The 14,511-nt window shown below is 34.3% G+C and carries 11 protein-coding genes; 7 read left to right on the forward strand and 4 right to left on the reverse strand.

Translation table 11 applies throughout. The features are described from left to right. Positions 1-25: 25 nt before the first annotated feature. The 6 genes from IQ247_RS06815 (at position 26) to IQ247_RS06840 (ending at position 7,099) form a co-directional block, all read left to right on the forward strand. The gene (locus tag IQ247_RS06815; RefSeq protein WP_193918349.1) at positions 26-922 is read left to right on the forward strand and encodes a hypothetical protein; all 897 of its coding nucleotides are present in this window, start codon (positions 26-28) and stop codon (positions 920-922) included. Between the two features lie 79 nt (positions 923-1,001). Then, positions 1,002-1,436, forward strand: a complete 435-nt coding sequence (gene ccmS, locus IQ247_RS06820) for a beta-carboxysome assembly chaperone CcmS (RefSeq protein WP_193918352.1) — start codon at positions 1,002-1,004, stop codon at positions 1,434-1,436. A 319-nt stretch (positions 1,437-1,755) separates the two neighbouring features. Continuing rightward, entirely contained in the window at positions 1,756-2,448 is a 693-nt protein-coding gene (locus tag IQ247_RS06825; RefSeq protein WP_193918354.1) for a helix-turn-helix domain-containing protein, read from the forward strand. After that, positions 2,448-3,362, forward strand: a complete 915-nt coding sequence (locus tag IQ247_RS06830) for a DUF1822 family protein (RefSeq protein ID WP_193918357.1) — start codon at positions 2,448-2,450, stop codon at positions 3,360-3,362. The genes IQ247_RS06825 and IQ247_RS06830 overlap by 1 nt, the downstream gene beginning before the upstream one ends. Before the next feature lie 25 nt (positions 3,363-3,387). Beyond that, positions 3,388-5,634: a substrate-binding domain-containing protein gene (locus tag IQ247_RS06835; RefSeq protein WP_193918360.1), complete on the forward strand. Its 2,247-nt coding sequence runs from the start codon at positions 3,388-3,390 to the stop codon at positions 5,632-5,634. 658 nt (positions 5,635-6,292) lie between these two features. Next, positions 6,293-7,099, forward strand: a complete 807-nt coding sequence (locus tag IQ247_RS06840) for an SDR family NAD(P)-dependent oxidoreductase (protein ID WP_193918362.1) — start codon at positions 6,293-6,295, stop codon at positions 7,097-7,099. A gap of 49 nt (positions 7,100-7,148) precedes the next feature. Here the strand turns inward: IQ247_RS06840 and IQ247_RS06845 are convergent, their stop codons facing one another. The 4 genes from IQ247_RS06845 to IQ247_RS06860 form a co-directional block, all read right to left on the reverse strand. After that, on the reverse strand, positions 7,149-7,796 hold the full coding sequence (locus IQ247_RS06845; RefSeq protein ID WP_193918365.1) for a hypothetical protein: 648 nt from the start codon (positions 7,794-7,796) through the stop codon (positions 7,149-7,151). Positions 7,797-8,057: 261 nt separating this feature from the next. After that, entirely contained in the window at positions 8,058-8,723 is a 666-nt protein-coding gene (locus IQ247_RS06850) for a response regulator (RefSeq protein ID WP_193918368.1), read from the reverse strand. Between the two features lie 241 nt (positions 8,724-8,964). Further along, entirely contained in the window at positions 8,965-9,441 is a 477-nt protein-coding gene (locus tag IQ247_RS06855) for an outer membrane beta-barrel protein (protein WP_193918370.1), read from the reverse strand. 677 nt (positions 9,442-10,118) lie between these two features. Further along, positions 10,119-11,540, reverse strand: a complete 1,422-nt coding sequence (locus IQ247_RS06860) for a calcium-binding protein (protein WP_193918373.1) — start codon at positions 11,538-11,540, stop codon at positions 10,119-10,121. 680 nt (positions 11,541-12,220) lie between these two features. On the opposite strand from IQ247_RS06860, the gene IQ247_RS06865 reads away from it, so the two are divergent. Continuing rightward, positions 12,221-14,497, forward strand: a complete 2,277-nt coding sequence (locus IQ247_RS06865; RefSeq protein WP_228059531.1) for an ATP-binding protein — start codon at positions 12,221-12,223, stop codon at positions 14,495-14,497. The last annotated feature ends 14 nt before the right edge of the window (positions 14,498-14,511 follow it).

Here is a 14,511-nt window from a genome sequence, read left to right on the forward strand (position 1 = left end):
TTGAATTAAATAGTTATTTCTACTGATGAAGAATAATAATCATCCCAAATCATTTTGGATTATAGTAACCTTTTTACTTACTTTTGGTAGTAGTATTTTCGTTGGATTTTTAGCTTCTATCTCTATTTCTAAGTATTATTGGGGATATTATTTCAATCCTCCGGAATTACCTAATAAAGTTGAAGAATTTGATAAAATTCGTTCAATTACTCCCGTTTCTAGCATTAAAAGAAATGATGGGAGCAGAATTTTTAAAATTGATACTTCAAATTCCTGTATAGAAGAAATACAATCGGGTATTGAAAATCCTCAAAGTAATTGCGGTACGGGAAAATGCAATACAGAATATTGCGATAATACTCGGATTCTTTTATCTTTAAATAAACAAGGAAAGTTGCCTAAAAAAACTCCTTATATTTCTCCCGATAAATTAAATTCTTTATATAATTATTTGGAAGAAACTAGAATTTTATATCAAGGAGAAGCGGGATACAACGGTGAATTACTTTCGGATAAAGATAGCGGCGATTTAATCTCAAAAGGTGATGGTAAGCGGCTTGAAGGTATAGTTGTTGAAGCTGAAGATAATCAGAACCAGTCATTATTATTTATAGCAGCAAATGGCGGACAAGTTAGTAATGACCATTATCCATATTACGAATTCTTGTTTAAGTTTTACGACAACAAATCAACTCCAGAATTAATCGCAAATAATCGCTTCTTTTACAAAATTGCAGGATTTGAAGAATTTTTTGTCTGGTATTTTATCTGGATGTTTTTGATTGTAATTGGTTTTATATTGAGTATTCCCATGACATTTTTACTGATTCGGTTCAAAGTATATATCAAACCGCAAGCTATTAGTTTATCAGGTGAAGATTATTTATTAAATAACCGCAGAGACGCAGAGAACACAAAGTAATAACAAAAGAAGAGATTTATTTTTTGTTATCTATTCCCTGCTCCCTATTCCTTGCTATAATTAGTTATTTAGAAATGTGATGATGTTTGGTAGCGCTCAAGCCGATATACCCCAACCCAAATGGTTGCACAGGTTAGATAAATTTGTCAAAGCACATCAACAGGAATTAGCAGCACTTTCCTGGGGACTTTGGCAGGAAAATGGTCATAGTAAAGGTACTCTTGGTATTGATTTACAACCGAAGCCGCATTTTGTATATTGTCCCTCAGAAGCAATTCAGAAATTTAACAATAATGTTGATAATAAGCTACAAGAACTTTTGGGTTTGATAGATAATTATAAACCTGAAACAGAAGTTTTAATGATAGCTATCGGCAAAGAACAGATTAAGTTAATTTATTTTGAACCAGAAATTTCACCATCTGTTTGTTTTACACAACTTAATTCTGATGTTGATGGTTTATTGGATTTGTTGGAACTAGGGATGAGTGAACAGGTGGTTGATAATTCTTAATTTATAACAGTTTTAGGGGTATATGTCGGGTTTTTATTACTGTGAAAGCGGGTGTTACGAACAGAAGCTGCGAAAAACCCGATTTCTGTAATTACGTTATATTTGCACCTTTACGATTAATCGTAGCACGCTTAACCTTACATTAACCATTCCTAAACAAAAAAATATTAGTATATATAATACAATTTTTCATCAAAAAACTACTTAAAACTGAACTATCTAAGTAATTTATACAACAATTGATTTATCGATATTTCAGGTAGGATACAGCAGTGAAAGCAAGCTTTTTAATTAATAAAAGATTTGGGAGTAAATAGGAGTGGATGAACGACTTGAGAAACTTATTCAGGAAGTGTGTTGTTATGAAGAAGGTACCCCACAAAGGCAAAAAGCTTTAAATAACTTGCTGATAATTGTTCAACAACTTCCTGGTATCTATAAATCTTACCATCCAGATTATTTAGAAGCATTAAATCAAACATGGGAATGGTTTTGTCGGAATATTGATAAATTTCAACTAAATCCCGATCAACCTTTACAAAACAGTTTAGTTAAATGGATTAACGGTTATCTGAAATGGCGAGTTAAAGATTTATTTATTGCCGACGGTAATTATACAATTAGTTTAGATAAACCAATAGGGAAGGATGAAGGTAAAGAAGTAACCGGATTGGATATGCTTCCAGATCCACAGTTTTCTAGTATAACTTTAGACCTGCTCGATATCAAAATTGCCGAAATTCAACAGCGCGATCGCGAAACTTGGGGAAAAAGAATCATCCAGTTTATCGAAAAAGACGAAAACCAGCAGTTGAGACGCTGTTTTACCAGAGTCAATACAGATTGTCACTGTCAATTGTTAGCAAAACGGTTATTGCTCGCAAATCCGTCTCATAAAATTGCCGATATTGCCAGAGAATTTAATGTAAGCAATCAAACTCTATATTCTCATTGGAAAAAAAAATGCTTACCTTTACTTAAAGAAATTGGTGTAAATTTAAGGATTGATTAATGAACAGCACGCAACCAAATTATTTACGGGTTCCTTTGGGGAAAGATGCTCATCGTTATGCAGAAAAATTCGCTGGGGAACAAGATTCTCTAGAAAAGGGCAAACAAGTCTATTTAAATACTTTAGCAGTTTATGCTGTTCATAATTATTTGAAATGGCTAAATATAGAAACAGCTTTGCATCAAAGCGATAGTTGGAATTGGAGCATCAGGACATTTTTTGATATTGCCGATTTAATGTTACCCAATGTTGGCAGAATAGAATGTCGTCCGATATTACCAGGTGAAAATGCTGTAATTCTACCCCAAGAAGTAACCCAAGAAAGAATTGGTTATGTTGCGGTTAGGCTCACAAAACAATTAGATTTTGTGGAAATATTAGGATTTGTTCCAGCAGCAATCATTGGACAGTCGGAAATAATTGAAGTTAGTCGATTGCATTCCTTAACTGTCTTAATTGACACTATAAATCAACGCAAAAATCTGGTAAATTTATGTCAATGGTTGGAAGGAATATTTAATCAAGATTGGCAATCTCCGGAGTTAGTCTTAGCTGGTAATTTCCGGAATTCTGCGACTATTACCCGTCAAAATACAGATTCTCAAACAAATTCTATTAGTCGCGCTAAAGTAATTAATCTTGGGAAACAGATAGTTTCATTAATGGAATTAACGCCAACAAATAGTGATTTTTTTGATATTCGTTTGCGGGTTTATCCAGCAGAGAATGCCGTTCATTTACCTCAAAATTTGCAACTGACTATTTTGGATGAATCGGGAAATGCTTGTATGAAAACTCAAGCAGAAACTGCTAATGATTGGATACAGCTTGAATTTAGCTGTCAACATGAAGAAAAATTTAGCGTAGAATTTAAGTTAGGAGAAACAACTATTACCGAAGAGTTTGTTGTGTAAATGCATCGAATAATAGGTAAAAATTATGGCGATTATCAAAGTAAAAATTCGGGAAAGTAAACAAGGATTTCAAGTAGATTTAACCGCGCAGCAATTAAACATTGAAGCCGAAGGATTTTTACCTGCACTTCCAGCAGAATTGGAATCATCTTTTAATAATTGGCAATTAGCTTATCGTCAAATTGATGCAGTGCGTTCTTATATTGCACCATCACCGGGGATGCGTATTACTCCCAAAACGATGACAAAATATTCCAGTACTGATTGTGTAAAATCGGTTAAAGAAAGTCTCAATCAATGGCTTAATTCCGGTGATAGCAGATGGCTTCCCGTGCGGGATAGATTAATTGCGATCGCCCAACTTCTTCATCATACAAATGAAGAAGTTCGCGTCATAATTGATGCTAAAGATGTTAATTTACGTCGTCTTCCTTGGCAAGAGTGGAATTTATTTGAGGAACACTATCCGCAAGTTGAAATTGCTTTAAATGCTGGTAAAAGTACATCTAGAAAGACAAATGATGTACTGCCAACAAGTTCAAAAATTAGAGTCTTAGTTACGGTTGGTAGAAGCGATGGTATTAATACGAAAGATGATTTGGAAGTCATCAAAGAGTTAGAAAAACATGGTGCAGAAGTTATTTGTTTAATGCAACCCAATCGTCAAGAATTATGTAATGCCTTGTGGGATGAACAAGGATATCATATTTTTATTTTTACGGGACACAGTGGAAGTCGAGAAGATGGCTGTATTGGGTGGATTGAACTCAATGATAATGATAGTTTGAGTATTGAAGAATTCAAAGAAGCTTTAAAACAAGCTATTGATCGAGGGTTGCAGTTAGCAATTTTTAATTCCTGCGATGGTTTGGGTTTAGCGAATCAACTCGCAGAGTTGTATCTACCCCGATGTATTGTAATGCGTGAACCTGTACCCGATAAAGTAGCAATAGAATTTTTAAAATACTTTTTTGCAGAATTTACCCGCAATCAATCTCTTTCCAAAGCTTTAAATAAAGCCCGCAAACGTCTAGAACATTTCAATTTAGATTATCCTGGTGCAATTTGGCTACCGACAATTTGTGTGGCATCTAACTTAAAATCCTTAACTTGGGAATCACTGAATCCAGCTAAAGTTATTAATCAAGAAAAAGCAGATAATTCCGATAATTTAAATAAAAATAATTTAAATAAAAATAATTTAAGTAATTTACAATCTGATAAAAAAGAAAAGCCAAATATCAAACCATTAATATTAACAGGTTTAATTGGTTTAGTTATCGGTGGTATAGCTATTTTAGCTGGGAATTTATTTTCAAAACAACAACAACCACAACCAATAACAGGAACAACATTTAGTTCAGTAAAAGTTCCTTCTGGAACATTTCGTTATGGAGGTAGCACTACTGCTGAAGCATTTCGGCAACTTATAGAACCAGAAATTCGTAAAACCCATGCCAATTTTAAATTAACTCATCAAGGTGCTATCGGTTCTGGAGAAGGTATAAACATATTGTTAAATGATAAACTTGTATCTGGAAAGCTGGATTTTTCCTTGTCTTCTCGACATTTGACAGAAGCAGAAACAAAATCAAAACAAGACAATTTTGAATTGCGGAATATAGCGGTAGCGATAGATGGAATCGCGATCGCAGTTAATCACCAACTTCAGATCAGAGGTTTAACTATTCCCAATCTCAAAGATATTTATACCGGCAAAATTACTAATTGGAAAGAACTTGGAGGACCAGATTTACCAATCATAGCTTATTCCCGCAATCCAAGTAGAGGAGGTACACCTGAATTTTTTGTGAATGAAATTTTAGGGAATGAACAACTTGGTAAAAATATCCAGCTTGTTAACGAGACAACAGATGGTTTACGACAAGTAGAGAAAAATCTAGGTGGTATTTATTATGCATCCGCACCAGAAGTAATACCACAATGTAGTGTTAAAGCATTACCCATAGGAGAAACATCAAATAATTTTGCTTCTCTTTACCAAGAACCAATTATTCCTGCTGATAAATGTAAAGAAGAGAAAAAACGAAATAATTCTAACCAAATAAATATAGAAGAGTTGAAAAATAATTATCCTAGATATTTAACTCGCAAAATTTACGTGATTTACAAACATACAGATTTAACAAGTAAAGAACCAGATTTAAGAAAAGAACCAATTGCAGAACAAGCAGGGTTAGCTTATGCAAATCTCCTAAAAACAGATGAAGGTAAAGAATTAATCAAAAAAACCGGGTTTATTCCTATTTAGTTGATTTCTTTTGCATATAAAAACAATTTATTTTACCCACAGCCCGGTTTTTAAAAACTACCGGGTTTGTGAATATCTCAAATTTCTAGAGTGATAGAAAATAGAAGTCGAGCGTAGAAGATGTTTTAAAAGTATTTACCTGGCTACACAAACCGGCACCCGAACTAAGGCGGGTTATGAATTAACTAAGTCCACGCAGGTGGACTTTGCTTGTGTAGTAGCGGTTTAAACCGCCGGATTTCTTTCTTTAATTATAATTTGTAACATCTTACAATTTCTCAAAAAAATAACTCTATCATACTATACAGTCTACTTTAAAAATAGAACTTATCATACATTACAGCAGACCTAATAAATAGACTTACTTTTCTGATTTTTTCATTTACATTTTACTGGATTTATCAATGACAGTCTTAGATGGTTATAATACAGCAAAAAAACAAATGAAACTAAGTTGATTAGGGGAAGCTTTTGAGTACACAAATTATCTACTGTTATCTAGTAAAGATTGTTTTTTTAAATAGAATCCTGAAACATGATTCTTACAAAAGATTGAAATTTTACATCGGTAGTATAATATTTTGCCATAAAATTAATAATTTAATATTAATATTTTGAGCAAAATCAACGAAAATAATTATTAATTAAGAACCATAAGATGAACTCTGACTTTGAAATACAGCATAGAGAAACTGCTTTAATTACTGGAGCAGCTAGTGGAATTGGCTATGAACTAATGCAGATATTTGCTCAAAATCAATATAATCTTGTATTGGTAGATAGAAATCAACAAACGCTTTCCAAAATAGCAGATGAATTACCCAATAAATTCGGTATTTCAGTCAAAACTATTGTGAAAGATTTATCAGTTCCTTTGGCAGCAAAAGAAATTTTTACAGAAGTTAATCAGTCATCAATCAAAATTGATGTACTAGTAAATAATGCTGGATTTGGTAATTATGGATTATTTAACGAAACAGATTTGAATGCTGAATTAGAAATGATGCAGGTTAACATGGTATCTCTTACACATTTAACCAAATTGTTTCTCAAACAGATGGTAAAGCAAGGTAAAGGAAAAATATTAAATGTTGCTTCTACCGCTGCTTTTCAACCGGGACCCTTAATGGCGGTATACTTTGCAACTAAAGCATATATCTTTTCATTTTCTCAGGCGATCGCCAATGAATTAGAGGGTACGGGTGTGACTGTAACAGTTCTTTGTCCTGGTCCAACAGCATCTGCTTTTCACCACAGAACTGGAATGTCGGACTCGAAGTTAGTCAAAAGTAAGAATATGATGGATGCTCAAACTGTAGCAGAAATTGGCTATCGTGGTTTAATGGCAAACAAAACTACTGTTATTCCTGGATTACAAAATAGAATACTAGCTGAAAGTGTCAGATTCATCCCCAGAGATTTATTAACCAAAATAGTTAGAACTACCCAGGAAGTAAAAGAATAACTATCAGAGTAGAGAAGTCGGGTTTCTAAAAGAAACCCGACTTCTAGGTCTACAGAAACATTTTTATAGCAATTTTAGTTGGATTATCTTTTATCTTATTTTCTAACTTAAAAGAATTAAAAAATTGTGTCGCATCTCCAGACTTAGAGTTAGAAACATCAAGCACATACAGCCTTTTCCCAACTAAAAATAAACGAATATTCGCAATTATATCTTGATTTTCATTTCGATATTCTGCTTCGATACCCGAATATTGACCTAATTGAATATTTTGCTGTTTCAATAACTTTACTTCATTCCCTAAAAATTCTTTTAAGAAATTATCATAAACTTCGCTCAACGGTAACTTATTTAAATCTATTTTATAATCAACATAACCAACTATATAGGAACTTTTCTTAGTATCCGCATAATAAATACTGATCGAATATTCTTCACTTTGAGAATTTAAATTAGTTACAGATGTATCAGGTACAAAAATGGAAAAATTACCTTCATTGGAATAAAACTTTTTCCATCCAGAAGTTGCAATCGCGGAAATACCAGAATCAACTTCGGTTAAAAGCGATAAAATTTCTGCTTGTAATGGTGTTGCAAATAATTGCTTAGGAGAAAGGGCAATTGTTGCGTCAACTTTTGGAATATAGGTCATTACTCCTAATCCAAATATGACAACCTTTACCGATAATCTATTCATTTTCATCTCGAACTGTTGAGTACAAATCTTAATACAGTCAAAATCAATTCAAATCACTACGATTATTTAAACTCACCTGTAGAATTTTTTTTAATATCTCGGTATCATGTAAAATTTATACGAAAATTATTTAATAATTTAGGTGTTTATTGTAGCCTTTGATCATACTACCTCCCTACTCTAAAATTACCTTTTACCCGTAGAGTGCGGTTCATCTCTATCTATGTCTTTGCTTTGGGCTACAGCAAAATTTGCGAAATATTAATCAATCCAACCTTCTTCTCTAGCTCGAATATGAGTTATGACTCGAAGATTTTTTCCTTGATGTTTTAGTTCTTCAACATTAATATTTAAAACTTCCTGTAGTTTATACCAATAGTGACGTACCATCCGCTCAGATACACAGATATGTGCAGCAATTGCTTTATCTTGGAATCCTTCTTCAAATGCTAGATTAAGCAGCCTTAACCATTCTGGTTTTAACTCTAATTCAGAATTAATTCCTTTAATATCCTTTGTATGAGTCAATTTCTGTAAAGCCCAATTTACTCTATCTAATGTTTCCTGAGATGAAAGTGATTTATCAGCAACTACAAATCCCGATGGATGAAGATCAATTTCTGACTTTATCCTTACTAAAGTCTTGATATAGCTACTTTGCACGAGAATATTAATTTCAGGATAGTTAATTAATAACTTCTTAAGTAGTTGTATCCCATGATTAATTCGGGCTGCTTCTCCAACATTTTGTGCAACGCAAATATCTGTAATCACTAATTCTGGTTGAAACATCGCAACTTGATGTAAAGCACTTTCTACAGTTGTAGCAGTATTAATTACAGCATCAGGATAACAAAAACTTAATAACTTGATTGTGCCACTCAAAAATATCTCGTAACTATCAATTAACAATATTTTAGGCGACATTATTTACATCCTCTCTTAGACTCTGTTTATTTTACACTATAACTCCGTAAATGCGCGGTGACTAGCTATATAAAACACATTCAATCTTTAATTTCATAAAAGCTCTTAAAAGCTCCTTTAATTTCCTTTAAACTCAAAAACGCGGAGAAAAGTTTAAGCTCTTCCCCGCGTAATTATTTATGTTTTACCTTATTTGATTGTTGGAACACACTAATAGCCTTGCTCTTAAAGCAAAGTCCATTTAGAAACGATAGCCGAGTCCAATACTGAAAGTTGGATCGACATTATCATCTAAAGGAGCATTTAAATCACCGAAAACCACTACATTTTTGACAATTTCTGTTTCTGCACCAGCATTCAGAAATGCTGTAGAATCACCTTCACCGAAAACCAAACCAGCACCAGCGTAAGCATTTGCTTTCTTACCGATAGGTAAATCATAAGTAACTGCTGGTGCAAATTGAGTAACAGTATCATCACTAACATCTATTATGCTTACACTACCTCTCACGGAGATTGGTAACTGACGGATGTCATATCGTCCGTAAATGTTAAGCCCAGTTACTCCATTTCCAGTTTGGAAACTACCACCAACGTAACTTCCTTGCAAACCTTTTTCAGATTGAGCGTTTGCAGGCAATGTAGATACGAAACTCAAAGCACAAGCAATTGCGGATACAGCAGAAACTTTTACAGCGGATTTGAGAAACTGTCGCATAATATTGCTCAGGTATATAACTACAATGAAAAGTTATTCGGAATAAAAAATATTTAGGTAATATATTTTCCTTAAATGTTTTATTCCGAGTGTTTAGAATATTAACTCAGTAGTTTAAATAATACGAGTATATAAACTAACTTATAGTAAATTTCTTTTTAACTCTGAATAACTCCCATTAATATTTAGGTAAAATCTCTGGCGTTTGTGTATAAATATGTATTAGACATCTTCGGATACAAGTCTGTAAAATTACAAATTTCAGAAAAACTCTGAATTAAGTATAAATATCAGTCTCCCCTGATGACAATAGACATCTCCGAAAAAGAATGTAGAGACGCGAAATTTCGCGTCTCTACAAGGTTTCTGGATGACGCATAATTAATTTCCACCAGATGTCTAATAATCTTAAAAAAGAAACAGCACTAAGCCAAAAGATATTTGTTCTCATGACTTAGTGCTATTTGCTTTTTATTTAACGTGAATTCGATTATCTTTTGAAGACTGAAACTATTGCCCCGTATACTTATCAGAAATACCCGTCTTATTTTTAAAACGTGAAGGAAAACTTTATTTTCCGTGGGGTGAAAAGTCGGGTTTTTACAATGATTGTCTTTTCTGACAGGTATTTAACCTAAAAACCCGACTTCTATTTAATTAAATTGGGAGTGGATGAATTATGCAAAAATAAAGTCGCTAGTAGTATCAAAGCTAGCATTTACAGATGCAATAATATCGTCAATTCCAGTAAATACTCCATCACCATCATCTAAAGCAATGAAGTTTGTTGAGCCTAGATTGAAGAAAGAATAGTCACTCAGGCTACCAGTTAGTTGAATTTTATCTTCACCGGATAGAAAGTCTTCTATGCTTGCAATGTCACCAAAACCAGCATCGCTATAGAAAATATTACCGTTTTCTCCTAAGACAAATATATCTTTTCCGGCTCCTCCTGCTAAGATGTCTTGTCCGTCAACACCATTGATAATATTATCTTCAGCGTTTCCGCTAATCTTGTCATTTTGAGTGGTACCGATAACATTGACAAAGTTAACAACGGTACGATTGAGATTACCAACTCCAGGAATGTTATTCACCTGTAAACTTTGTGCAGATAAATCCACATTTATCGAAACTGGGCTTGCTGCACTCGAAGCATCAATAGTATTAGAGAAACCTGCATCACCGATAATTGTCTCGACTCTGACAAGTTCATCTGTACCTAAACCACCATCTTTTTCTACTATTCCGGTAGGTAAAAGGGTAATTGCTTGACCTAAACCAGTGTAATCAACAGTATCATTACCACCGTTGTCACCGTTGATGATGTCATTACCAGCGCTACCACCAAAAAAGTCGTTACCACCACCACCAATCAGGATATTATTTTCAGCATTGCCGATAATCCTGTCATCTTGATTCGTACCAGTGACATTGACAAAGTTCTTGACACTGAAAGTTACATTACCCAAACCAGGAATATTTTGAACGGTTAATCTATTTTGTGACAAATCAACATCGAAAGATGTAACTCCACTCGTACCAGTGGAACCATCTATTGTATTAGCCTTTCCGGTTGCACCAACGATAGTTTCGATATTTAAAATCTGGTCTGTACCTAAACTACCTTTGTTAACGATACCAACAGCTTCAAGAGTAATCGCTTCGCTGAGGTCACTGTAATCTGCTGTATCGTCACCTTTCCCACCATCTAGAACATCGTTACCCTGACTACCTTTAAGAATATCTTTACCCTTTCCACCGTCGAGGGTATCATTACCCTTTCCACCATCTAAGGTGTCTTTACCTTCTCCACCCTGGAGGATATCATCACCCTCACCACCATCTAGAACATCATCACCCTTACCACCCTCAAGTAGGTCATCACCCTTACCACCTTTGAGGGTATCATTACCTTGACCACCATTAAGAATATCTCTACCCTCACCACCCTCAAGTAGGTCATTACCTTGACCACCTTCTATACTGTCATTCCCTTTTCCACCTTTGAGGGTATCATTACCACCTTTACCAAAGATAAAATCTGCATCATCGGTACCAATCAAATTATCGCTTTTTGGTCCACCATTAATTATCATAGTTATGTCAATCCTTATAAACTAGGTTGGCTGAACGATTCGCTCGATTTCTCAGGTCTTAGCGAATCGTTCTTTATTTATGGAAATCCAGTATATGTTGGCTATTCAATTAATACTTGAAACGCTTCAGCTAAAATAGAATGCAGTATGAAAAACCAAGATTCCGCAATTTACGCAACATATTTTATATTTTCATGAAATGTTGTTGCGTAAATTCATCACAACAATAAAATACAATAAGACAAAATCATTACTATTTCTATTGCTTGCATCCTTTAGATATAGCATCCAATTACTTGTATTTTAAATCACAAAATAATAGTGAAGCCATTACATATTCCGAATTCAAAACTATTAATTGCCAATAGAACATAGTAGTCCACCAAGCCAGCTTTGCTTGAGGTTTATGCAATTTACTACTCCCTACTCCCTTACCCCACCCGGCATTTTTGGTTTGATCGAGTAATAGGTTTCTCAAAAGACTTGCTAACTTCTAGGTTCTACTGTTATTTGCATACTAACCGATAAAGATTAGATGGCGATGTATTATCTAGAACCTTCATTATCTCTTTAAACTCCGAATAACTCCGAACACCACGTAAACTAGAAATAAAAAGGTAGAATATATTCAGATAACATAATTTTGAGCAAAAATGTTCCCAATTAATTTTTTGACTGAAATGGCTCACAAACATGAACTTTCTCAGGAACAAGAGGAGGTTTTTTTGATGCGGATGGGAAATGGTCAAAGCTACGAAGAAATAGCCTCCGAATTAAGTACTTCTGCGGATGCTTGTCTGAAAAGAATGGGTCAAGTTTATAAAAAGTTCAATGTTAGCGGTAGTAGTAGAGGTAAAGAGAACCGTCTGCGAATTTTTCTATCGAGCCAGTGGGAGCAATTTAAAGCTAATAAAATAGATAACTGCGAAAACTTACCAGACAATAGACAGCAACCGGAGACTGTGAATTCTAATTTGCTAGAAAGCCAACCATCTCAAATTAAACAAAACTTACCAGCACGGGAATATACAACTTTTATCGGACGCGATCGCGAAATTGCTCGATTGATAGAATTGTTAGATTACGGACATTCTGCTCATTTAATTAGTGTAGATGGGATTGGTGGAGTAGGTAAAACTACTTTAGTAGTAGAAGTAGCTTACCGTTGTTTACACAAAAATTCACCTAAATATATCTTCAATTTGCCTGACTTTGAAGCGATAATTTTTACCTCCGCCAAACAAAATCATTTGACTTCCATGGGATTTTTACCCCGATTAGTTTATCAGCGGACTTTACGGGATATCTGTCGAGAAATTCAGAAAGTTTTAGAATTTTCAGAAATTAATCATATATCTTTGCAAGAACAAATCGAGGTAATTCGTGACAAGCTCTCGGAAATTAAAACTTTATTAATTGTTGACAATTTAGAAACCATTGAAGACAAGCAGGAAGTTTTGTCCTTTCTCTACGACTTACCACCAACAGTTAAAGTAATTATTACTACTCGCGAACAAATATTATTTGTGCCGATTCGTCTAACTTGTCTACCTCAAGAACATAGTTTGCGACTGATTCAACAGGAAGCCAAAGAAAAAGGAGTTAACTTAACTACCACAGAATCACAGCAACTTTACGAAGCGGTAAGTGGAGTACCAGCAGCGATGATTTACGCTATCGGACAGATGGCATCTGGTTACTTATTTGCAGATGTATTGGTATTAATTAAACATCCTCAAGGCGATATTGCCCGTTTTTGCTTTACCACTTCAGTAAATCCGTTAAAAAATTCACCTCCTTATTATCTGTTAATGGCACTGACTCTTTTTGTCAAACCAGTAACCAAAGAAACCATTACTAGTATCGCTTTGGAAAAACCAGACCCGATTATCATATCTCAAGGATTGGTAAAGTTACAGCAACTTTCCTTGATTTATCAACAGCAAGGACGTTATAGTTTAACAGCCTTGACCCGTGAATATGCTTGGGCTCAATTAGTTGAAAATCCCGAATTTGAACAACAATTACAAAAGCGTTGGATTAACTGGTACTTGAAATTTTCCGAATCATTTGGGGATAAAGACTCGAAAGAATGGCATTTGAGCTATGAATATTTAGAACCCGAATGGGAAAATCTGCAAGCAGTATTGGAATGGTGCATTTCACAAGGTCGATATTCCGAAGTAAAAATTTTATGGCAACGTATCAAAGGATATACTCATATCCGTGGATATTGGGATGAGCGTTTAGAATGGAGTGCTTGGTTGATTGAAGCCGCAAAGCAAGCAGGCGATTTGGTAACAGCTTTAGAAGCAATGTGCGATCGCGCTTGGACTTTAGTAAGAATGCGTCAAATAGCTAACTTACAAGAAGCCCAAGTATTATTACAAGAAGCTTGGGATTTACGTCAACATCAAACAGTAAATTTTCAGTTAGAGTTGGCTGCAAACATGGTGATTTTGCACGTTCATCTTGCACAATTGCAGCAAGCACAAGAATGGTTGACAGTAAAACAACAGCTTTTGGAAAAAATTAAACTTAATGAATCCGAATATGAGGAACAGCAAGTTCAGATTTTGTATTACCAAGGACAGATATTTTATCGAGAAAGTAATTATCAGCAAGCACAAAAAATATTTGAAGAAGCATTGTTGAAAGCACAACAGATAAAATGGCAGAAAGCAACAGCAGCGATTACTAATTGGTTAGCAGATATTGCATTGTTCAATGGTGATTTAGTAGAAACAAGAAGACTATTAGAATTTAGTTTACCAATGGCAGAAAAGCATAAAGACAAGCGGATTATTGCTTTCCATAAAGCAACATTTGCTAAATTAGAAAAAATTTGTGGAAATGAATTTGAAGCTCACAATTTAGCAAAAGAAGCAGCAGAAAGTTTTGAAGGGCTAAAAATGAGTGCAGAAGCCGAAGAAATGTATGCTTTACTTGATAATTGAAAATTCCTGAACAG

This window comes from Plectonema cf. radiosum LEGE 06105 (assembly GCF_015207665.1).
Lineage (GTDB): Bacteria > Cyanobacteriota > Cyanobacteriia > Cyanobacteriales > Nostocaceae > Rivularia > Rivularia radiosa_A.